This window comes from Cuneatibacter caecimuris (assembly GCF_004216775.1).
In the GTDB taxonomy this organism is placed as follows: Bacteria; Bacillota; Clostridia; order Lachnospirales; family Lachnospiraceae; genus Cuneatibacter; species Cuneatibacter caecimuris.
In genome coordinates, this window is sequence record NZ_SGXF01000007.1 from 118,860 (window position 1) to 140,574 (window position 21,715).

Below are 21,715 nucleotides of genomic sequence, written 5' to 3' on the forward strand. Positions count from 1 at the left end.
ATTATTTGTACACGGCATCCTTTTCTGTGCCCAAGCAAATATTTCCGGTGAAATACCATGTTGGCACGGGATTACGCATATTGTCATACCACGAAAGAATCTCTTTGGCTTGATTCAACATAATATTCACTTCGTCCGGTCCAAATGGTATTGCCCAATATACAGAGGAGAGCGTATGACTTGAAATGTAAAGTGCAAGCAGTCTCCAAAACTCCAACGGCACATCGCTATTGAAGTATCCGTCCACCATCCCGGTGGCAAAGAGAGGAGCCTTTTGAGCGCACCAAACAATACGATTAAATTCTTCCCACGGATCGCCGTAATCATTACGATTAAAGTCGATAATATGTAGCTTGCCGTTCCGGTCAATTATCATATTTCCGATATGATAATCGCCGTGCTGATATACCTGCGGTCTATCTTTGAGTAAATGGCGGTTTTCGTTTATGTAGTCGACAAATGCCTGTCCGTTCTCATACTTGATAGGGCATTCGCTGTACTTTTCGATTTTATAATCCATTTTGCGATTAAAACGGATTTCCCAATCTTCCTGTGTTGTAGGAGCAGGGATAGAGTGGACCTTACGAAGAATACGTCCTGCTTCAAGACCAAATACATATTGCTCAGTGTCTGAGTAGCCCGACATAATCTGTTCTGCATCTTCGCCGTCAATCCAACTTTGGACAGAATATACGCCATCCTCACAAGTGCCAAACTCAATAGGCTGGCACATAGGCACTCCCAAAGAAGCAACCTGTTTCATCATGTTAAACTCGGACTGCTTTGTATCATGCTGCGCAATATCAGATACACGCAAAAGGTAGCGTGCGCCATCTTCATCCGTAACGCAGTATTTTTTATCGCTCGACCAGCCTTTTCTTATTAGAACTTTAGTTACATAATTCATCTGTTTCCCCCCATGGTAATTCTCATTTTAAGTCGTCCTTTGTTTTTAAGGCTTTTGGAGGATTTTATTGATAACCTGTGATTTCTTCCACCGCAATCACCAGCCCCCGAACCATGCAGTCCAGATCCATGCCGGGCCTCTTTTCTTCCGGCGCATTTTCTCCGGCGCTCAGACCGGGAACGTGGATAAACCCGGCGGCAGGCCTGCTGTCCATCTCCCCGGCGCTCCACAGGGCCTGGTACATCACATCATTGCATACATAAGTCCCTGCGCTGCCAGAAACCCCAGCCGGAATCCCGGCAGCCCTTAGGGCCTCTGCAATCCGTTTCACCGGAATTGTGGCAAAAATACCGTCCGGCCCTTCAGGGACCACAGATTCTTCCTGGGGCTGATTTCCCCGGTTATCAGGAATCCTGGCATCCCGCAGGTTCACGGCGATCCGCTCCGGCGTGATTTTATCTCTTCCTTCCGCCTGGCCCACAGAAATCACTGCATCCGGACGCTCTTCTTTCATGCAGCGGCTGAGAATTGCCCCCGCCTCTCCAAATACTACCGGCAGGCGCAGTTTACAGATCTCAGCCCCTCCAATCTTGTCCGGAAGCCTGCGCACAGCCTCCCAGGAAGCATTTACCGCGCTGCCTCCAAAAGGTTCAAACCCGGTCACAAGCACTTTCATCCCTTCAGATCCCTTCTACTTTGTGAATATCCAGCGGTTCCTGGAGAATCCTCTCCAGACGTTTTCCGGCTTCCAGGAAATGCCTGGTCTTCAGATGTTCCTCCAACGCCCTTTCATTGAGCCAGCGCTCCACAAACACATAAGTGTTCTCTTTTTCTTTGCCCAGGTCATAGGTCATATTCCCTTCCTCAGCCCTGGTCATGGTGATCATGTTGGATACCGCCTGCTTGAACTCTGCGTCCATTCCAGGCTTGATTTTGCAGATTGCGTAAACGAGTACCATTTTATATACCTCCTTGTCATGTGAAATCAAACAGCGACAGCTGATTGGACTCAGGCAGCCCCTTCAGCAGCCCCAGCTCCGCCATCTTATCCACCACTGTCTTGCTGATCTTCGATCTGGTGCGCAGATCATCCAGAGAAAGAAATCCCCCCTGCTTCGCTGCTTCTTCAATCTGTTCCGCCGCCTTATCCCCCAGCCCGTCGATAGAACTGAAAGATGGCATCAGCTTTCCGTCAATGATTTGGAAACGCGCCGCTTTTGCTCTGTAAATGTCCAGCGGCATGAATTCATAGCCTCTGGCATACATTTCCTGCACAATGCGCATGTCCCTGTAAGTATCCTGCTCTTTGTTTGTCAGCGTATCCATGCGGCGCTTATAATCCGCCATATGGGCTTCCAGTTTGTCTTTTCCAAGGCACATCAGCTCATAGGAGAAACCGGTGGCTCGGATGCTGAAAAACGCCGCGTAATAAGCCAGAGGATAGAACACCTTGCAGTAAGCGATCCGCCATGCCATCATTACGTATGCAGCGGCATGGGCTTTGGGAAACATGTATTTGATCTTCTTACAGGACCAGATATACCAGTCCGGCACATCATGGGCCTTCATCTCTTCTTCCCACTCCGGCTTCAGGCCTTTTCCCTTACGGACGCTCTCCATGATGGTGAAAGACAGCTCTTTATCCAATCCTTTGGAAATCAGATAGATCATAATGTCATCGCGGGTACAGATCGCCGTGGAAATCGTGGCCTTTCCCTCCTGCAAAAGGGTCTGGGCGTTGCCCAGCCATACGTCGGTGCCGTGAGACAAACCCGCGATCCGCACCAGGTCGGAAAAATATTGAGGCTTTGTCTCAATCAGCATCTGCATGGCGAAATCCGTTCCAAACTCCGGAATTCCCAAGGCTCCCAGTTTACAGCCATGAATGTCCTCCGGCCTGATCCCCAGGGCAGAAGTATCTTTAAATAATGACATCACTTCCTGGGAATCCAGAGGAATTTCCTGCATATTCACCGGCACCAGATCCTGCAGCATACGGATCATGGTAGGATCATCGTGTCCCAGAATGTCCAGCTTCAGCAGGTTGTGGTCTATGGAATGGTAGTCAAAATGGGTGGTAACCGTATTGGTGGTCATATCATTGGCCGGGCGCTGCACCGGGGTGAAAGAATAGATCTCTTCCCCGTGAGGCAGCACAATAATGCCGCCGGGATGCTGGCCGGAAGTACGCCGTACCCCTGTGCAGCCCTGGGTAATCCGGTTGATTTCACAGGTCCTTTTTTGAATTCCCCGTTCCTCATAATAGTTTTTCACATATCCGAAGGCCGTCTTGTCCGCCAGCGTGCCGATGGTGCCGGCCCGGAAAGTATGCCCCTTGCCAAAGATCACTTCTGTATAGGCGTGGGCATTACTCTGGTATTCCCCTGAAAAGTTGAGGTCAATGTCCGGCTCTTTATTGCCTTTAAAGCCCAGGAACGTCTCGAAAGGAATGTCAAAACCGTCTTTCGTCAGTTTTTCCCCGCATACCGGACAGATCTTATCCGGCATATCGCACCCTGCCCCTCCTGAGAACTTCTTCACATCCTCAGAATCAAAATCACTGTACTTGCATTTTTTACAGTAGTAATGAGGGCTGAGAGGGTTGACCTCTGTAATGCCTGACATCGTTGCTACAAAAGAAGATCCCACAGACCCTCTGGACCCCACCAGATACCCGTCCTCATTGGATTTCCAAACCAGCTTCTGCGCGATAATATACATCACGGCAAAGCCGTTGGAGATGATGGAATGCAGCTCTCGTTCCAGCCGTTCCTCCACAATGGGCGGCAGGGGATCCCCGTACATGGAGTGCGCCTTCTCATAGCACATATTCCGCAGATCCACATCAGAATTCTCAATCACCGGCGGACACTTGTCCGGGCGCACCGGTGAAATATTTTCAACCCAGTCAGCTATCATATTCGTGTTGGTAATCACCACTTCCTGAGCCTTTTCACTGCCCAGGTACTCGAACTCCGCCAGCATTTCTTCAGTGGTCCGGAAATACAGCGGCGCCTGGTCGTCCGCATCGGAAAAACCTTTCCCCGCCATGATAATCCTCCGGTATACTTCATCCTCAGGATTCAGAAAATGGACATCGCAGGTGGCTACCACCGGCTTGCGGAATTCCTCCCCCAGCTTCACAATTTTTCTGTTGATTTCCTTCAGATCCTCCACTGTTTTTACCGGCCCGTCCTCCTGGCGCAGCATAAACATGTCGTTGCCCAGGGGCTGAATCTCCAGATAATCATAAAAATTCACCATTCTGGAAATTTCTTCATCCGACTCTCCCCGGAGAATCCCCTGGTACAGCTCCCCTGCTTCGCAGGCAGAGCCCAGAATCAGCCCCTCCCGCAGCCGCAGGATCTCGCTTCTGGGGAACCTTGGCCTTCTGAAATAATAATCAATATGCGCTTCGGAGATCAACCGGTACAGATTGATTCTCCCGGTTTCATTCTTCGCCAGAATAATAATATGGTAAGTAGGCAGTTTTTTAATTGCCTCAGGGGATAATTTAGACCGTTCCTGCAGCTGGTCCAGATTGTCTGCGCCTTCTTTTTTCAATTTTTCACAGAGCCGGAGAAAAATTCCTGCGGTGGCTTCCGCGTCATCCACCGCTCTGTGATGATTTTCCAGGGAAACACCCAGCTCCTTGGCCACAGTATCCAGTTTATAGCGCCCTAAATGAGGCAGCAGCACCCGGGCCATGCCCACGGTATCCACGTAGGTGGGTTCAAAAGCCATTCCAAGCTGCCTGGCGTAATGGCTGACAAATCCCATATCAAAATTTGCGTTATGCGCCACCATCACGGCTCCTTCACAGAAACGGATAAAATCCGGCAGCGCCTGGGAGAGCAGCGGCGCGTCCAGTACCATCGTGTCGTCGATACCGGTCAGCTGTTCAATTTTAAACGGAATCGGGACCTGAGGATTGATAAATGTGCTGAACCGGTCCGTCACCTTTCCTTTCTCCACACGCACCGCGCCGATTTCAATAATCTGGTTTTTCAGGGGGCTGAACCCGGTGGTTTCAATATCAAAAACTACAAAGGGCACGTCCAGACTCTGGCCTGCCGATCTGGTCACAATATCCTTCAGATCATCCACCAGATAGCCTTCCACCCCATAAATCACCTTAAAGGGGTCATTTTTTTCCAGACAGTGCAGGGCTTCCGGAAAGGCGTAAGCACAGCCATGGTCTGTAATTGCCAGCGCCTTATGGCCCCATTTCTTGGCCTGTTTGACCAGATCTTTTGTTTCAGAAACCCCGTCCATTTCGCTCATCTTGGTATGGCAATGCAGCTCCACCCGCTTTACCGGCGCGTGGTCCTCTCTTTTTTCAGACGTATCGGCCGCTTTTCGGATACCGATCACAGAGGAAATCGCCAGTTCCTTATCAAAGCGGTCGAACAACGCCATCCCCTTCACCTGCACAAAACTGCCCTGCTTCAGGTTTTCCTTCAGTTCCGGCAGGTGTTCGTTGGCGATGAAGATCTTCACCATAATGGTGTCCGTCATATCTGTGACAGGAAAGGTTACGATGGTCTTCTCGCCATTGCGCAGTTCACGGAACACCATTTCCAGAACCCTTCCCTGCACCACCACTTCTCCGATTTCCTCTGTCAGTTCGGAAATCGGCATGTTTTCCCCGTCAAAATTCCTTCCATAAATTACATTCGGATCATCAGAGCGCTTATAGCCGCCCGGCTGATAACGCCGCTCATTTTTCCTGCCGTTCCAGCCGCCGGGCCGCTTTTCCTGGCGTGCCGGAGCCTGCGGGCCAGAAAATGGCGCAGGCTGCTTCTGCGCGTCCTTCCCTTTTCCAGGTTCATCCCAGGGCACTTCAGAAGCTGCTGAAGACAAACCAGAAGGTTTCTCTCCTTCGGAATGCCCCTGCCCTGCTGTTTGTCCCGCAGTTCTGTCCCGCAGAATCGCATTGATCTCCTGCTTTTCCTGTTCTTCGATCTGCCTGCGGCGGTCTGATTTCTGTGTTTTTTCAAACTGTATATGTACATGTACCGAAAATCCGCAGCGTTCCCCAAATATTTTCTCCAGATGCTCCCGGATTGCCTGGGCCCTGTTTCTGGCCAAAGGACCGTCTGCCAGCGTTAATGTGAGTTCCGTCTCCTGCTCCCCGGAAAACTGCCATTTTGCCTTGCGCAGCAGGTTGCACTCCAGAACGCTGGACGTCCGGAAATCTTCCAGAATGCTGTCTTTATATGCTTCCAGCAGCTTTCCCGGCGTATACTGCGCAGAAAGGCTGAAGTGCTCTACAATCTGAACACCCAGCCCCTGCTCGCCGAACAGCTGCTTCTGCAGCAGTTCTTCCAATTCTCTTATTTCTGGTTTCTGGATTAAGCGGGGAGACTCCACATAAACCCTGATGGAGGTTTTATCCCGTGAATACTGGATATACTGTACCTCAACCATGGATAGGAGATCCCGCCAGACATCCTGATATGAAATTGTAGGAAATGTATCTAAAAATTTCTTAGACATAAGACCCCTTCTTCTGTTTCAACAGAGCGTCCAATTCCGCCTTCAGCGCCGGCAGGAGCTCAGATTCCGGCAGTTTCTTTATAATTTCCCCTTTTCGGATCAGCAAGCCTTCTCCGATGCCTCCGGCAATCCCCAGATCTGCTTCTCTGGCCTCGCCCGGCCCGTTCACCACGCAGCCCATCACGGCGACTTTTATATCCAGGTCATAACCGGATACCAGCGTCTCCACCTGTCCGGCCAGACCGATCAGATCAATTTGTGTTCGCCCGCAAGTCGGGCAGGATACAACTTCCACACCGCCCTTTCGCAGGCCCAGGGTTTTCAGAATCAGCTTTGCGGACTTCACCTCTTCCACCGGATCTCCGGTCAGAGAAACGCGGATCGTATCCCCGATTCCCTGATGAAGAATCAGGCCCAGCCCCACGGCTGATTTGATGTTTCCCGCAGTCAGCGTCCCGGCTTCTGTAATCCCAACATGCAGGGGATGCTCTGTCCTGGGAGCCAGCAGCTCATGCGCCCCGACACACATCATCACATCTGAGGATTTGATACTGATCACAAGATTATCATAGCCCATATCCTCTATCAGCCTCACCTGCCCCAGCGCGCTTTCCACTAACCCCTCTGCGGTCACGCCCCCATACTTCTGAACCAGCTCTTTTTCCAGGGAACCGCTGTTCACTCCTACCCTGATGGGGATCTTCCTCTCCCTGGCCGCGTCCACCACGGCGCGGACCCGCTCTGGAGACCCGATATTGCCGGGATTAATTCTGATTTTATCTGCCCCGTGTTCAATAGCCGCGACAGCCAGCCTGTAGTCGAAGTGAATATCCGCGACTACCGGGACGGACACTTGCTTTTTAATCTCGCCCAGCGCCGCTGCCGCCTCCATGGTAGGAACCGCGCACCGGACAATCTCGCATCCGGCATCCTCCAGACGGCGGATCTGAGCGATGGTAGCAGCCGCATCCTCTGTTTTGGTATTGGTCATGGACTGAATCAGGATCGGGTTGTTCCCGCCGATCACCCGGCTGCCGATTTTCACTTTTTTTGTATTCATGCGCATTCCCGGACCTCCCCCTTGATCAGATAAACAGTTTTCTGATATCATTAAACAAAACTACAACCATCAGTATCATCAGCAGCACAAAGCCCACCACATGCACCAGGCCTTCTTTTTCTTTTGCCACCGGTTTGCCGCGGACCGCTTCGATCAGCAGGAATACCAGTTTGCCGCCGTCGATCGCAGGAATCGGGAGCAGATTCATCACGCCCAGGTTGGCGCTGATAAACATAGTGAAATTCAGCAGGTTCAGGAAAATCAGATAAAATCCCCCTGGTTTGCTCTGTTCCACCACATCCCCCACCATATTGGCAATGCCCACAGGGCCGCTGAGATCATTCAGGCCCGCCTGGCCGGAGAAAAGCATGCCAAGGCTCTTAAATACCAGGGACATGTTGTACCCCACCTCGCTGAAACCGTATTTTATCGTCCCCCATACCCCCAGCTTTGTGTATCCGTTGCTGACAATGCCGATCCGGTAACGCTGCAATTCTTCGTCCCATTGGGGCGTCAGAGAAGTCTCATACTGTTTGCCGTCCCGCTCATAGACGATAGGAATCTCTTTGCCCGGCGTCATATCCAGATTCATATACAGGGTGAGGTCGCGGTAAAAGGTAATCCGGTGTCCGTCCACCTTTACAATCTCATCCCCTGCCTGAAGCCCTGCAGCCTCACCCGGATATCCTTCTTCCACCTGGGAAAGCACAGGCAAATCCACGCCGCCCAGTGCGTTGAGGACAATAGCGATCAGCAGCGCCAGCAGAAAATTAAAAATCGGACCCGCTACGGTAATTGAAATCCTGGCCCATACAGATTTATTATTGTAAGCCCGGTCATCATCCTGAATTTCTTTCTCTATCTCCTCATCCGGCAGACCGTCCGCATTGCCCAGCATCACACAGGCGCCGCCAAAAGGAATCCATTTCAGGGAATATCTTGTGCCATTTTTGACAAAACTGCAGATATTGGGCCCCATTCCCACAAAGAATTCCACCACATGCACGCCGTTTTTCTTGGCAATAATAAAATGGCCGAATTCATGGACCAGGATCACCAGGCCGATAATCAGCAGCGAATAAATAATATTCAGAACTAAATCCATATTACCTCCATCTGTTTCCGATCAGTTCATATGCAGCAGCCTCTGCCTCCAGAATCTGTTCCACACCGGGAGAATCCTGAAAAGGTACAGATTCCAGCGCTTCCTGTATGATGTCTGTAATTTCCAGAAAGCCGATCTTTCTGTCCAGGAACAGGCTCACAGCCCGCTCATTGGCAGCGTTAAACACTGCGGGACGGTTTCCTCCCGCCCTTCCGGCTTCATATGCCAGCGACAATCCCCGGAAATTTTCCGTATCAGGCGCTTCAAAAGTAATTCTGCCCAATTTCGCAAAATCCAGCCGTTCCCCCGACAGGAATCTGCGCTGAGGATAGTAGAGCGCATATTGTATCGGCAGCTTCATATCCGGCGTGCCCAGCTGCGCCATCACCGCGCCGTCTTGAAATTCCACCATGGAATGGATCACGCTCTGGGGCTGCACCACCACTTCTACCTGATCATATGTAACGCCGAACAGCCACTTTGCTTCCATCACTTCCAGACCTTTGTTCACCATGGTGGCTGAATCAATGGTGATCTTTCTCCCCATGCTCCAGTTGGGATGCTTCAGCGCGTCTTCTACCTGCACGCCTGCCATATCTGCTCTGGTTTTCCCGCGGAAAGGGCCGCCGGAAGCGGTGAGAAGAATCCTGGAAATTTCTTTTTTGCTTTCTCCGTTAAGAGACTGGAAAATTGCGGAATGCTCGCTGTCTACCGGAAGAATCCGCACGCCGCACTGCTGTGCCAGCGGCATAATCAGATGCCCCGCTGTCACCAGCGTTTCTTTGTTGGCCAGAGCAATATCCTTGCCTGCCTTCATGGCCTCGATCGTAGGGCGGATGCCGATCATTCCTACAATGGCTGTCACCAGGATTTCTGTTTCCGGCAGAACCGCTGTCTCCAGAAGCCCTTCCATTCCGGAAACTACCCGTACATCCATGTCTGCCAGGGCCCCGCGCAGCATTGCTGCATCCTTCTCTTCCTGAACGCAAGCCAGTTTTGGTCGGAACTCCCTCACCTGCTGTTCCAAAAGGGCTATATTTTTACCGGCGGCCAACGCCGCCACCCGGATATCCCCGTTGGCCCGGGCCACTTCCAGCGTCTGCGTGCCAATGGAACCAGTAGAGCCCAGAATTGCTATTGTCTTCATCTTAATCTCTCTCCTATACCTGCAGCAGCCACGCCAGATAAAAAATCACAGGGGCTGTAAAAATCATGCTGTCGAATCGGTCCAGTATTCCTCCATGTCCCGGTATCAGTTTTCCATAGTCCTTCACCCCATGGTTGCGTTTGATGGCGGAAGCCGCCAGATCCCCAACCATGGACAGCAGCGCCGCCGCCATGCAGATCACTGCGCACCAAAGCGCCGCCATCTCGGAAAAAGCTGGAAGCTGAGCCTGGAAAACAGCTCCATATACGGCGCCCAGGATTCCCGCGCCCGCAACACCTCCCACGGCGCCTTCCACTGACTTCTTGGGGCTGAGGACCGGAGCCATCTTATGTTTGCCAAACAGTCTCCCCGCACAATATGCGCAGGTATCGCACCCCCAGGAGCTTATAAATACCAGCCAGACCAGATAAGCCCCGTCGGCGCCCTCCCTCAGCTGATATACATAAGACAGCATTACCGCCAGATAAAAGATCCCGAAAAATGATGCCATCGCCTGTTCTGCACTGACCTTCGGAAAAGAAAATACATAGACGCACATTACCAGCAGAAAAGCGCCTGCCAAAAGCGCCAAATAGAATTCCTGGCAGCCAAAATACAGCAGGGCAAAATATCCGGCGGCAGCGGCGTAACCGGCACATCCTATAAGCCGGTTATGAATTTCATAAACACGGTACAGTTCAAACATTCCGATCAGGGAAATTGCGGCAACCAGCGCAAACAGCACCGGCCCCCCTGCGATAACGGCAGCCAGCGCCACCGCCACCAGAATCACGCCGCTCAGTAATCTGGTCCAGAACATTACTTCACTCCTCCAAATCTGCGGTCCCTCTTATTATATTGCAGAACCGCCTTTTTCAGCTCTTCTTTATTGAAATCCGGCCAGTAAATATCCGTAAAATAAAATTCAGTATAAGCCAGCTGCCAGAGCAGGTAATTGGACAGCCGCAGTTCTCCGCTGGTGCGGATCAGAAGGTCCGGATCCGGGATACCTGCCGTATCCAGATGCGCGGCAATCACTTCTTCTGTAACATCTTCCGGCTGCAGCGCGCCGGCCTTTACCTCACCGGCGATTTTTTCCACAGCGCGCCGGATTTCATCCCTGCTTCCGTAGTTCACTGCAATAACAAAGGTCAGCCCTGTATTTTCTCTGGTCTGCTCTTCCAGCGCATTGATCCCCTGAATAATATCTTCAGCAAAGCGGCTGCGGTCCCCTATGCTCTTCACCCGCACATTGTTCCTGGAAGCCACCTTCAAAAGTCGCTTCATATAATAACGGAACAGCTGCATCAGCGCGCCTACTTCATCTTCCGGCCGAGTCCAGTTTTCTGTAGAAAAACCGTATACCGTCAGATATTTAATCCCCATCCTTGCTGCGTCCTCCACGGTCTGCTCCACAGTTTTACAGCCTTCCGCATGACCCATATTCCGGGGAAGGCCCCGTTTTTTTGCCCATCTCCCGTTTCCGTCCAGAATAATTGCGACATGCTCTGGAATCCTCAAATTTTCAAAATCATTCATATATTCCTCCCGGCATTATCCTGCCTCTTAAAACAAACTGGGCAAGACACTTCAACTCTCTCCTTTGAAATTTCCCATATCATGAAAAGGGGCAGGCTGTTCCCCTGCCCCCTCCTGCTGATGCCAACAGGCTTATACTGTCATAATTTCTTTTGTCTTAGCTTCCACATCTTTCTCAATTTCAGCAACATATTTATCTGTCATTTTCTGCATCTGCTCTTCAAATTCCGCCAGCTCATCTTCCGTGATTTCATTGTTCTTGTTCATTTTCTTGATGGCGTCATTGCCATCCCTGCGTATGTTACGGACCGCTACTTTTGTGGCCTCTCCTTTTTTCTTTACATCCTTTGCCAGTTCTTTACGGCGTTCCTCCGTCAGCTCAGGGAATACCAGGCGGATCACAGATCCGTCGTTATTGGGATTAATTCCGATATCGGAAGTCATAATGGCTTTTTCAATTGGTTTGATCAGGCTCTTCTCCCAGGGCTGGATCTGGATCATTCTCGCCTCAGGCACAGATACATTGGCTACCTGCTGCAGCGGACAGGGAGAACCGTAATAATCTACTGTTATTTTATCCAGGATATGCGGATTCGCTCTGCCTGCCCGGATAGCCGCCAGATCGGAGCGAAGCGCTCCACATGATTTCTCCATCTTACTTTCATATACTTTTAATCTCTCATCCATTTAAAAACTCCTCCGTTTTAATTTATTCTGTTTCTGATGCGCCGGCCGGCATCATTCCGCCGTCACAATGGTTCCTGTAATTTCTCCGTTCATGGCATGGGCAATCGCATCCTGTTCATTCAGTCCGAATACTGCCAAAGGCATATGATTCTCCATACACAGGATAGATGCGGTCAAATCAATCACCGCCAGCTGCTTTTCCACCACTTCCTGAATGCTGATCCGATCAAATTTCCTGGCCTTCGGATTCACTTTGGGATCGCTGTCATAAATACCGTCAACAGCCTTTGCCAGCAGAATCGTATCCGCTTCCATCTCTACAGCCCGAAGAGCAATTCCTGTATCTGTAGAAAAGTAAGGATGTCCCGTTCCTCCCGCAAAGAACACTACCTTGCCCTGCTCCAGGCATTTCACCGCCTCATCTTTGGAAAACAGCTTGGTCATGGCCCCTACCGCAAATGGGGTGAAAACTTCTGTGTCCATGCCCAGACTGCGGAATATTTCAGAAACGTAAATGCAGTTCATAACAGTAGCCAGCATGCCGATCTGGTCCGCCTTGGTTCTGTCTATCGCATTGCTGGAACGGCCTCTCCAGAAATTGCCGCCTCCGATCACGATGCACACCTGCACACCGCTGTCCGCAGAAATTTTCACCTGCCTGGCAACTTCTTTTACTGTTTCCTCATCAAAGCCGGTTTTCTTTTCCCCGGCGAGAGCCTCTCCGCTCAGCTTTAATAATACGCGTCTTTTCTTTTCCATGAAAAACCTCTTTCATCTCTCGCATTATTTTTTGTCCTTGTCTGGCGACATTATATCATATCAGCTTCGCTGATATGTTGCACTTCGTGCTGGTTTGCGCACTTCGCTTTCGCTTCGGCGCGTATAATGTCTGACGACATTATACATATCTGCTCCGCTGATATGGTGCACTTCGTGCTCGTATGCGCACTTCGCTTTCGCTTCGGCGCGTATAATGTCTGACGACATTATACATATCTGCTCCGCTGATATGGTGCACTTCGTGCTCGTATGCGCACTTCGCTTTCGCTTCGGCGCGTATAATGTCTGACGACATTATACATATCTGCTCCGCTGATATGGTGCACTTCGTGCTGGTTTGCGCACTTCGCTTTCGCTCCGGCGCGTATAATGTCTGACGACATTATACATATCTGCTCCGCTGATATGTTGCACTTCGTGCTGGTATGCGCACTTCGCTTTCGCTCCGGCGCGTATAATGTCTGACGACATTATACCATAAACTCCCTGCCTTGACAATTCGGAATTCCTAATCCGTTTAACTTCTGTCTTCTCCTCTGTATGTTCAGTAAATCATCCGCATCAGGACGATAATGATAAATAAGGTCAGCACAGAACCCAGACTTGTCCAAACTACCAGCTGGCCGGCCAGCACCTCGTCATTTTCCATTTCCGCTGCCATGATCGCGGAAGAAACTGCCACAGGAGACCCGAACAGCGCGATCAAAGACGGGAATTCCACAATCCCAAAGGACAGAACCGCAGTATATCGGGAAAGAAGAACTGCGGGAATCAATCCCAGTGCCGGCGCCAGTACAATGCGCCAAAGGGTGCCGATCAAAATCTCTCTTTTAATACCCTTTACCGCCCGGAATGTAAACTGCCCGCCCAACACGACCAATGCCAGGGGGGAAGCAATTTCCGCAAGGCTCTTTATTGCGCTGTAAATAAAAGGGAGCTGCTTCTTGACGGAAAATACAGCCCCGCCCATATCGTTTTGCGGAATCAGGCTGCGGATTCCCAGGGCCAGAAGCCCGCAGAGCACGCCGATTATCAGAGGGTTACGGCATATTTTCCGCAGCATGGATTTTATATCCGCGCCAGATTCTTCCCCGGTATAGGCAGACAGAGAAACCACTGCCAGTATATTGAAAAGAGGAATTGAGAATGCTGACAGCAGAGAGGCAATTGCAGCTGCCTCACTTCCTCCCAGGGCCTCGGCTACGGGCAAGCCGATGATCGCATAGTTTGACCGGAATACACACTGCAGAATTACCCCCTTCTGTTTTGGGTCTTTAATAAAAAAATGTACGGTAACCATACCCAGCAGAAACAGTATCACAATTACAATCAACCCATAAGCCACCACATCCATGCGCAGCGATTGAAGATCTTCTATATTATAGATATTATAAAACAGAAGTACCGGAAGGCATACCCGAAATACCAGTGTATTGGCTTTTTTAAAAAAATTCTCGTCAAACATACGGATCTGCTTTAAAAAATACCCAAGCCCGATCAGCAAAATCAGAGGAAATATTGCATTAATGGCATACATAAAATTATCCAGCATAACTGCCTCCATATTGTCATTCTATTTTACAGCATAGCATATAATGCTCTATTATTCAACGGTTTACCGGCAAGGGTTTTACATCAATTTTTTTCTGAAATCGTTTGACAGAAGTATGAGAGTGTGTTATTCTAAAAACAGCCGCAAGCAGCGGCAGCACATTATAATTTTTTTAATTTTTTTGGAGGTATCAGCATGAACAAAGGTACAGTAAAGTGGTTCAACAATCAGAAGGGTTACGGCTTCATCTGTGATGAGCAGGGTAACGACGTATTCGTACACTACTCCGGACTGAACATGGACGGTTTCAAGTCTCTGGAAGAGGGTCAGGCAGTAGAGTTCGAAGTTGTTAACGGCGCTAAGGGGCCTCAGGCAACTAACGTAACCAGAATCTAATCGCAGTATTACCGCGTTGTGCCTTTTTCAATATATAATGAGATCTTGAAATCGAAATTTTATTTTGAACAAAGCAAAGCAGGTCATAATGAGATTAAAGAAGAGGGGTATTGTTCCGGTTCTCCGGCGCGGTACCCCTCTTCTTTTGTTTGTTTGATCTTTTACCTGGCAGCCGCTAAAAATTCTTTTAATTCATTCACATCGAATTGATAATGCGAATTACAGAAGTGGCAGTTCACCTCAATTGGGTTGTCTTCGGCAATCATTTCAGCAATCTCTTTTTTTCCGATACTAATAACCGCTTTCGCCACCCGCTCTTTGCTGCAGTTGCAGGAAAATTCAGCTGGTATCCTGTCCAGTATTTCCAGATTCAAATCTCCCAGAAGAATTTCCAACAGCTGTTCAGGCGTCTTCCCTTCATCCAGCACGGAAGTAACCGAGGTTACCTGTTTCAGCCGTTCTTCCAGTTCTGCTATGATCTCGTCTCCGGCGTCCGGCATCAGCTGTAAAATAAATCCTCCGGCCTGGCGCACAGTATTTTCCCTGTTCATCAAAACTCCCAGCCCCACAGAAGAGGGCACCTGTTCAGAGGTAGCAAAGTAGTAGGTCAGGTCTTCCGCAATCTCTCCTGATACCAAAATTGTTTGTCCCACATAAGGTTCCTTCATCCCTGTATCACGAATCACATTCAGAATCCCATTTCCCAGCGCGCCGGCTACGTCCAGCTTACCCTGAGCATTGGCCGGAATTTCCACATCCGGCTCAAAAGCATAGCCCTTCACTCTGCCTTTCGCATCAGCTGTAACAGTTAATCCCTGTATCGGCCCGTCGCCTCTGATCTGAATCGTCAGTAAATCGCCGTCGTTCTTCATCATAATTCCCATCATCGCTCCGGCAGTCAGCAGCCGGCCCAGCGCCGCTGTGGCCACCGGACTGGTATTGTGGATTTCTCTGGCCTTTTCTACTAGATTTTTCGTGGTGGCAGCAAAGGCTCTGATCTGCCCCTTCGCTGCAGTTGCTCTGACAATATAGTCGCTCATTCTGATCCCTTTCTTTTTCCCTGTTCTCTGGCTACAATATAAATTCGCTGGCTCTGACCATCCGCAACTTTTCTTCCGTCACCGCTATAGGCGGCTAAAAACTCCATTCCTCCCGCTTCCACTGCCTGTCTGATTTCTTCTGCAGAGTACGCCTTCTGGTAATGAAGCTCTTCCTCTCTGCTGTACAGGCCGTTCCCTTCCTCTCGAAATATGGTCAGCGCATAGGAGTTCAGGCTATTCTCCTCATCAAAATCATTTTCCCAGATGACCCCGCAATCTTCATAAGTCTCCCCGAAACTGCGGTTTCCAACCACGTCCCGGAAGTAATGCGCTGTTTTCATATCAAAAATAAAAATTCCTCCAGGGTCCAGATAATTATTAACCAGCCGGCATACCTGTTCCAGCTCGCCCGGCTCTGTCAAATAATTCATGGAATCGCATACGCTCACCGCGGCCCTAACCGTCCCATAGAGTTCAAACTCCCGCATATCCTGCTGCAGATAGAGGATCTCCGCATGTCCGGATTCCTGCTTTTTCTCCATGGCCTCCGCAAGCATTTCTTCTGACACATCTATACCGATCATATCGTACCCGGCCTCTGCCAGCAGTTCTGTCATCGTGCCTGTACCGCAGCCCAGTTCCAGCACCAGTCCCTGTTCCACTCCATATTCCTTCAGCAGGCCGGTTATATATCCGCACCACTGCTCATATGGAATCTCTTCCATGAGCTGGTCATAGACTGCCGCAAATCCCGTATATGCTTCCATTCTCATCACCTCAGGTTCTATTCCTGAAGATTCTATCATTTTTTCAGGAATAGGTCAAGAGCATACCTCTGTACAAAAGGCAGGAGCATTGCGCCTGTCTGAATATAAATTCAGATCATTACGCAATGCTCCTGTCTGTTAAACAAATTTAAAAATACTGTTACCTATTGTTTTTTCTTCTCTTTCTGCCCGCGATCTGCATGGTTACGGCTGCGCCTGCCACTGCTGCCAATGCGATCACCATAACTGCTGCCAGCCATTTGAAGTTTGTGGCATCTCCTGTGCTGGGAGTGCTCTCACTTTCTTCGGGGCTGCTTTCCATGCTGCTTTCGGCAGATACAGGAACCAGATCTTCAATGGCGTCATTCAATGCATTTTCTGCATCATCCACTTCCTTCTGGGTCTTCGCATCCATCGCCTTCCTTGCAGCATCCAGAGCCTCTTCTACCTTCGCAAAGCTATCTGCCGTATAATCTTCTGCCTTCAGCATCTCTGCTTTTCCGATGGCTTCCTCCAGTTTATCTGTCTTCACTTCTGCATCGGATTCGTCAGGTTCTTCTGTCTCCTCTGTACTGCTTTCTGTTTCGGCAGGATCCGTCTCTTCCGTACTGCTTTCTGTTTCCGCAGGATCTGTCTCTGTGACATCCGTTTCTACAGGGTCTGTTTCTTCATGGGTAGGTTCTGTTGTTTCAGTTTCTACAGGATCTGTCTCCACATGACTGGGCTCTTCTGTTTCCGTCTCTGTAGGCTGTGTCTCTTCTGTACTGGTTTCTGTCTCTACAGGTTCTGTCTCTGTAGGCTGTGTTTCCTCTGTACTGGACTCTGTCTCTACAGGTTCTGTCTCTGTAGGCTGTGTCTCTTCTGTGCTGGTTTCAGACTCCACAGGATCCGTCTCTGTAGGCTGTGTCTCTTCCGTACTGGTTTCTGTTTCAGAAGGTTCAGTTTCTTCTGTGCTGGTCTCTGTTTCTGTTTCAGTAGGCTTGCTTACCAGGCCCTCTTTTGCAGCCTTCAGAGCCTTCATGGCCTCGTTCACCACATCCTGCGTTGCTCTGGGATTATCCAGGAATGCTTTCGCCGCATCCAGTGCCGCAATAAATGCATCCCATGTTTCAGTTGTATAGTCGTCAGCGCCTTCTTCTGCCAGCTTCTCGTATTCAGCCAGGTCTGTCTTCAGCTGTTCCAGATCCGCAGGCGTTCCATAATATTCCAGAACCAGGCGAGGGCCATACTCTTCACCATAAACCGGATTTTCTTTTGTGGCAATAAACATATTGCCAGTTGCATATCCCGCCGCGGGGCTCAGCTGTACAGTTGCCTTCGCACCCTTTCCTGCCTTCTGCAGAATATAATCTGTAATATCTACTGAGCACTGTTTTCCTCTGGGTTCTACTGTCTTTCTGATTCCGGAAACAGTTCCCACAATGTCGCCAGGCTTCATCTTACCATCATTTCCAAGAGCGAAGTTCCAGGTCAGCGTATCTTCATCCCAGTCCTCAAAATCTACAGCCTTAACATTAATGGTGCGGTCAAATCCCTCACCCTCGTTTGCCTTTTCATCAGGATTGGTTTTATATACATAGAATTCCAGCTTTGCGCTCTTGACCAGAGCAGGGTCGATATCGCTCAGATCAAACTGCATATAGCCGTTCCTGCTGTATCCTGAGGAAGTGCTGTAATTCAGGTTGATGTGATACTGGGTATTATCATCCGCATTTTCCTGTCCGCTGACATTTAATACCTGATCCGCAAAGCTGCCGTCCCGGACCATTCCGTCGTTCACAGGAGACTTTACAATTCCCTTAGGCTCCTCGATCACACAATATGACCAAATGCCTACGACAGAACCGTTTACAACCTCAGCCACATTAATATATTCCATCTTATTGCGGCTCAGGCTCATTCCGCTGGTCAGCTTCGAAGCGTAAGACGCTGGTTTCTTCACCGTGACAGAGCCAGCCTTAACAGCGCTTTCTCTCTCTGTGCTGTCAGAAACAAAATACTGATGTCCCGTTTCCAGCTCGTCGAAAGTCAGCGTCACCGTGCCGTCATCGTTCTGTACTGGTGTGATTTCCTTGGACAGATCGCCAATCATCTTCACATCCTTCTGAACACCCACATCATCCAGATAAATTTCATTGCTGCCGGAGTTTGTGATGGTCACAACAGCCTTTGTATCGCTGGGGCCTGTGGTAAAGGTCAGGAACTGGTTGGTGGTACGATTTAAAGCAGGGATTGATGAAATTGAATTCACCCAGTTTGTGCCCTTTGCCAGCGCACGGGTTTCCACCACATCGCCGCTGCCCAGCCCGATCACACCGAATGTAATCGCAGAATCTCCTCCCGGAGCTCTGGTATTCAGGCCAAGCGTATAGGTAGTCAGTGGTTCTACGTCGATTGTCTGCGTCAGAGAATTTCCGCTCTGCATCACTGCACCATAGAAGCAGGTAGCCGCTGTCTTGTTGTTTGAATGCCATGCAGTGTCCAGACGGACCTCCGCAGTCCCGTTCCAGCCTTCCAGCGTACCATATTCAAATCCGCCGTTCTTGATGCGGTTGCGGTATTCGAATTCAGACAGGGACGGAGGCGCAATAATTTCAGGAGGGTTCTCGAAGTCATGTCCAACCTTAAACAATTCATCGCCTGCTTCATATGCTCCGACGGAAGGATTCAGGACGCCCTCCTTAGTTACACCGCTGATGGGAATACCTGCTCCGATCCCCTGGGAACCTTCTGTGAGCCGGAAATCCCACTGATCTGCGCTTACAAAAGTATCCGGATAACCATCATGTACTTTTGTAAAATGGTCTGCCTCATTCACGTTATTCGTTGCAAATGCCTCATATGTATTCCAGGTATTGCTCTTTCTGGATACCATATTGTTCCATTCCTGCGTGCCTCTGTTATCCTTAAAGCTCTGCTGGTAGGTATCCGCAAGAGTATTCTTATTATAGGCTGTGTTATTGTACACCAGGTTGTACAAAGAAGGTGTATTCAACTGAATCGCATTGCTCTTAGTGTTAAAAATCACGTTATTATACATGATAAAGTTGTGCGTCATCTCATCCGGATACAGACCCATGGTATTGGATCCGGCATAGTTATCATGAATAAAGTTGTGATGGATCAGGGTATTCTGCCCGTCTGTCTCGGCGGAATACATGATGCCCACGTCCAGGGTCAGACGGCCCGCACCGTAAATGTCATTATACTGGATCACGCTCTCAGACAGGTTACGGAAAGAAAGCACGTCACGGCCGGATTCACACATTGTATTGTTGCTCACGAACTGACGTCTTCCGGAAATCTTAGAATGCCCGGTATAGGTTCCGATGTAGTTGCCATCATGGATGTAAGAGTTGATCAGACGGTTGTCTGATCCCTGGATGTTGATAACCGGTCCGGAGGAATTAGAAATTTCACAGCCGTTTACCTCAATAAAGCTGCCTTTCAGCAAAACGCCCAGGTCATCCTGCGGGCTGGCATTATCATTGAGATCGTTCAGTTCAATGGTGCTGCAGTGTCCCACATACTCGCATTTCATATCCTTCATCAGAATATGAGAGCTCTTTTCATCTGTGATGATGGAAGACCCTCTTGTATTGATGCCCACGATATCCACATAGGAGCATCCGGAAAGGTCAAAAGCGCTTTCTCTTGCTTTTGCCTCTACATAAATACCTGCTTCTTCAGGATTCTTTCCATCTTTCACCTTCACATAAATCTCTTTGTTTTCCTTATCGTACCACCATTCATTTTCCGCATCCAGCAGGCCATAAGCGCCAAAAATATAAAAAGGCTTATTTGCCGCAGGGCTATAATAATTTTTGCCAATGCCGCGGACCGTGCTGGGGAAATAAACTGTTCCGGTTTCAGGATCATAGCTGGTTACCTTTGAAGTCAGTGCAGTCCACTCGGAACCGGGAACCATCCAGATTGTCGCTCCGTCCAGAAAATCTGCTGTAGTAGCAACCTCTTTCAGATCCGGATAAACAAGCTTGCTGCCCTCGGCTCTGTTAGAAGCATTGACAAATCCCGTTCCGCTTCCTGTGCGGCCATAATGGAAATTTGTCAGCGTATCGCCGGGCTGCACATTCGGGTAACGCGCCTCATACATCAGCTCGCCGTCAGCGAACAGCTGGTTCTGATCGCCGTCATGCTGCAGTGACAAAGACCAGCCCATAGGCGCCTTGTAAATGCCGTTCTTATCTGCTGTCCAGCCGGTAATAGGATCACAGCCGCTGACTGTTACAGTTTCACCAGGATAATTGGTGAATGTAAGACGAGCCCCTGCCTCTCCGCTGTTCTTCAGCTTCACTTCCTCGGGATATACACCCTCGCGGATCATGCAGACATCCCCAGGCTGCATCAGATCTGCAGCATGCTGAATTGTCTTGAAAGGCGCATCTTTTGTGCCTGCATTGCTGTCGTCCCCGTTATTAATGGAGACATAATAGGTGTTGCCGGCAGCCCACGTAGGTGTCTTAAATAAGGTAATACTAGACACCGTGAGCGCTACCACCAGAAGAACGCTCATTGCCATACGGCGCATTCTTCTGCCCGAAACTCTTCGTTTCTGTTCCATAAATTCTCTTCCTCCTCATAAGATTTTTGGAGATCACTTTTCATTCTCTCCATTTTATTAAAACTGCACACTTTTTGGCAGTTTTAATTCATTGATTTGTTTCAGTTATAACTAATTTATAAGATAATATTCACACGCAAACCAGTACTTGTACTAAATAACATACTAATAATCGCTCTATATTTCAGGTATTTTTGTATCAAAAAATATAACAATATTCAGTTGTTTCTTTACCTAATGCCACAATGTGATTCCCAGGAGGAATTTATTTCATAGGAAACGCAGTTTTAGATAGAAAAAATAAGGAGTCCGGCCTGCCGGACTCTCGCGCCGAAGCGCGGCCGCTTCAGCGGCCATATTTCCTTAGAGCGTAGTGCGCATCTCACGGAGAGTTTTATTGCATAGGAAACGCATTTCCTATGCAATAAAAAAGCCGGAAATCTAATCTACAGATTTCCGGCTTCATATAACAGGGGTAGAGAGATTCGAACTCCCATTTGCGGTTTTGGAGACCGCTGCTCTGCCATTGAACTATACCCCTATATGGCAGATGCCACTCTTTGTACCTTCAAAACCACACACAGAAACCATCCAGGCCCTCCTGAACCTCTTCAGGTCAAGCCCTCGACCGATTAGTAACAGTCAGCTACATAC

General features: G+C 49.4%; 16 protein-coding genes and 1 tRNA gene. 1 reads left to right on the forward strand and 16 read right to left on the reverse strand.

Going from position 1 to position 21,715, the window contains the following annotated elements; genetic code table 11:
* Position 1: 1 nt before the first annotated feature.
* The 12 genes from EV209_RS14320 to EV209_RS14375 all read right to left on the reverse strand — a co-directional run bounded on the left by EV209_RS14320 (position 2) and on the right by EV209_RS14375 (position 14,276).
* Positions 2-907, reverse strand: coding sequence for an aminoglycoside phosphotransferase family protein (locus EV209_RS14320; protein WP_130436157.1), 906 nt, complete (start codon positions 905-907; stop codon positions 2-4).
* 64 nt (positions 908-971) lie between these two features.
* Positions 972-1,583 carry a pyroglutamyl-peptidase I gene (gene pcp / locus EV209_RS14325; RefSeq protein ID WP_130436158.1) on the reverse strand — a complete coding sequence of 204 codons (612 nt, stop codon included), beginning with the start codon at positions 1,581-1,583 and terminating at the stop codon, positions 972-974.
* A 4-nt stretch (positions 1,584-1,587) separates the two neighbouring features.
* The gene (locus EV209_RS14330) at positions 1,588-1,866 is read right to left on the reverse strand and encodes a putative quinol monooxygenase (protein WP_130436159.1); all 279 of its coding nucleotides are present in this window, start codon (positions 1,864-1,866) and stop codon (positions 1,588-1,590) included.
* Between the two features lie 16 nt (positions 1,867-1,882).
* Positions 1,883-6,406: a PolC-type DNA polymerase III gene (locus EV209_RS14335; protein ID WP_130436160.1), complete on the reverse strand. Its 4,524-nt coding sequence runs from the start codon at positions 6,404-6,406 to the stop codon at positions 1,883-1,885.
* Positions 6,399-7,466, reverse strand: a complete 1,068-nt coding sequence (gene ispG / locus EV209_RS14340; RefSeq protein WP_130436161.1) for a flavodoxin-dependent (E)-4-hydroxy-3-methylbut-2-enyl-diphosphate synthase — start codon at positions 7,464-7,466, stop codon at positions 6,399-6,401. The genes EV209_RS14335 and ispG overlap by 8 nt, the downstream gene beginning before the upstream one ends.
* Positions 7,467-7,491: 25 nt before the next feature.
* Positions 7,492-8,571, reverse strand: coding sequence for an RIP metalloprotease RseP (gene rseP / locus EV209_RS14345; RefSeq protein WP_243647604.1), 1,080 nt, complete (start codon positions 8,569-8,571; stop codon positions 7,492-7,494).
* A gap of 1 nt (position 8,572) precedes the next feature.
* Positions 8,573-9,718 carry a 1-deoxy-D-xylulose-5-phosphate reductoisomerase gene (locus tag EV209_RS14350; RefSeq protein WP_130436162.1) on the reverse strand — a complete coding sequence of 382 codons (1,146 nt, stop codon included), beginning with the start codon at positions 9,716-9,718 and terminating at the stop codon, positions 8,573-8,575.
* A gap of 13 nt (positions 9,719-9,731) precedes the next feature.
* The gene (locus EV209_RS14355) at positions 9,732-10,538 is read right to left on the reverse strand and encodes a phosphatidate cytidylyltransferase (protein WP_130436163.1); all 807 of its coding nucleotides are present in this window, start codon (positions 10,536-10,538) and stop codon (positions 9,732-9,734) included.
* Positions 10,538-11,257, reverse strand: coding sequence for an undecaprenyl pyrophosphate synthase (locus EV209_RS14360; protein ID WP_130436164.1), 720 nt, complete (start codon positions 11,255-11,257; stop codon positions 10,538-10,540). The genes EV209_RS14355 and EV209_RS14360 overlap by 1 nt, the downstream gene beginning before the upstream one ends.
* A gap of 132 nt (positions 11,258-11,389) precedes the next feature.
* Positions 11,390-11,944 carry a ribosome recycling factor gene (gene frr, locus EV209_RS14365; RefSeq protein ID WP_130436165.1) on the reverse strand — a complete coding sequence of 185 codons (555 nt, stop codon included), beginning with the start codon at positions 11,942-11,944 and terminating at the stop codon, positions 11,390-11,392.
* A 51-nt stretch (positions 11,945-11,995) separates the two neighbouring features.
* Positions 11,996-12,703: a UMP kinase gene (gene pyrH / locus EV209_RS14370; RefSeq protein ID WP_130436166.1), complete on the reverse strand. Its 708-nt coding sequence runs from the start codon at positions 12,701-12,703 to the stop codon at positions 11,996-11,998.
* A gap of 565 nt (positions 12,704-13,268) precedes the next feature.
* On the reverse strand, positions 13,269-14,276 hold the full coding sequence (locus tag EV209_RS14375; RefSeq protein WP_165388942.1) for an AEC family transporter: 1,008 nt from the start codon (positions 14,274-14,276) through the stop codon (positions 13,269-13,271).
* A gap of 195 nt (positions 14,277-14,471) precedes the next feature.
* On the opposite strand from EV209_RS14375, the gene EV209_RS14380 reads away from it, so the two are divergent.
* On the forward strand, positions 14,472-14,672 hold the full coding sequence (locus EV209_RS14380; RefSeq protein WP_130436168.1) for a cold-shock protein: 201 nt from the start codon (positions 14,472-14,474) through the stop codon (positions 14,670-14,672).
* Between the two features lie 161 nt (positions 14,673-14,833).
* Here the strand turns inward: EV209_RS14380 and hslO are convergent, their stop codons facing one another.
* The 4 genes from hslO to EV209_RS14400 form a co-directional block, all read right to left on the reverse strand.
* Positions 14,834-15,712, reverse strand: a complete 879-nt coding sequence (gene hslO / locus EV209_RS14385; protein ID WP_130436169.1) for an Hsp33 family molecular chaperone HslO — start codon at positions 15,710-15,712, stop codon at positions 14,834-14,836.
* The gene (locus EV209_RS14390) at positions 15,709-16,479 is read right to left on the reverse strand and encodes a class I SAM-dependent DNA methyltransferase (protein WP_130436170.1); all 771 of its coding nucleotides are present in this window, start codon (positions 16,477-16,479) and stop codon (positions 15,709-15,711) included. The genes hslO and EV209_RS14390 overlap by 4 nt, the downstream gene beginning before the upstream one ends.
* A gap of 160 nt (positions 16,480-16,639) precedes the next feature.
* Complete coding sequence (locus EV209_RS14395; RefSeq protein ID WP_130436171.1) at positions 16,640-21,061, reverse strand: DUF1565 domain-containing protein; 4,422 nt, start codon at positions 21,059-21,061, stop codon at positions 16,640-16,642.
* A 470-nt stretch (positions 21,062-21,531) separates the two neighbouring features.
* Positions 21,532-21,602, reverse strand: a tRNA-Trp gene (locus tag EV209_RS14400).
* Positions 21,603-21,715: the final 113 nt, after the last annotated feature.

What these genes read in the sequence shown, in the direction of transcription:
- EV209_RS14320 (WP_130436157.1), bottom strand. Translation starts at nt 907, where the DNA reads ATGAATTATGTAACTAAAGTTCTAATAAGAAAAGGCTGGTCGAGCGAT.
- pcp (WP_130436158.1), bottom strand. Translation starts at nt 1,583, where the DNA reads ATGAAAGTGCTTGTGACCGGGTTTGAACCTTTTGGAGGCAGCGCGGTA.
- EV209_RS14330 (WP_130436159.1), bottom strand. Translation starts at nt 1,866, where the DNA reads ATGGTACTCGTTTACGCAATCTGCAAAATCAAGCCTGGAATGGACGCA.
- EV209_RS14335 (WP_130436160.1), bottom strand. Translation starts at nt 6,406, where the DNA reads ATGTCTAAGAAATTTTTAGATACATTTCCTACAATTTCATATCAGGAT.
- ispG (WP_130436161.1), bottom strand. Translation starts at nt 7,466, where the DNA reads ATGAATACAAAAAAAGTGAAAATCGGCAGCCGGGTGATCGGCGGGAAC.
- rseP (WP_243647604.1), bottom strand. Translation starts at nt 8,571, where the DNA reads ATGGATTTAGTTCTGAATATTATTTATTCGCTGCTGATTATCGGCCTG.
- EV209_RS14350 (WP_130436162.1), bottom strand. Translation starts at nt 9,718, where the DNA reads ATGAAGACAATAGCAATTCTGGGCTCTACTGGTTCCATTGGCACGCAG.
- EV209_RS14355 (WP_130436163.1), bottom strand. Translation starts at nt 10,538, where the DNA reads ATGTTCTGGACCAGATTACTGAGCGGCGTGATTCTGGTGGCGGTGGCG.
- EV209_RS14360 (WP_130436164.1), bottom strand. Translation starts at nt 11,257, where the DNA reads ATGAATGATTTTGAAAATTTGAGGATTCCAGAGCATGTCGCAATTATT.
- frr (WP_130436165.1), bottom strand. Translation starts at nt 11,944, where the DNA reads ATGGATGAGAGATTAAAAGTATATGAAAGTAAGATGGAGAAATCATGT.
- pyrH (WP_130436166.1), bottom strand. Translation starts at nt 12,703, where the DNA reads ATGGAAAAGAAAAGACGCGTATTATTAAAGCTGAGCGGAGAGGCTCTC.
- EV209_RS14375 (WP_165388942.1), bottom strand. Translation starts at nt 14,276, where the DNA reads ATGCTGGATAATTTTATGTATGCCATTAATGCAATATTTCCTCTGATT.
- EV209_RS14380 (WP_130436168.1), top strand. Translation starts at nt 14,472, where the DNA reads ATGAACAAAGGTACAGTAAAGTGGTTCAACAATCAGAAGGGTTACGGC.
- hslO (WP_130436169.1), bottom strand. Translation starts at nt 15,712, where the DNA reads ATGAGCGACTATATTGTCAGAGCAACTGCAGCGAAGGGGCAGATCAGA.
- EV209_RS14390 (WP_130436170.1), bottom strand. Translation starts at nt 16,479, where the DNA reads ATGGAAGCATATACGGGATTTGCGGCAGTCTATGACCAGCTCATGGAA.
- EV209_RS14395 (WP_130436171.1), bottom strand. Translation starts at nt 21,061, where the DNA reads ATGGAACAGAAACGAAGAGTTTCGGGCAGAAGAATGCGCCGTATGGCA.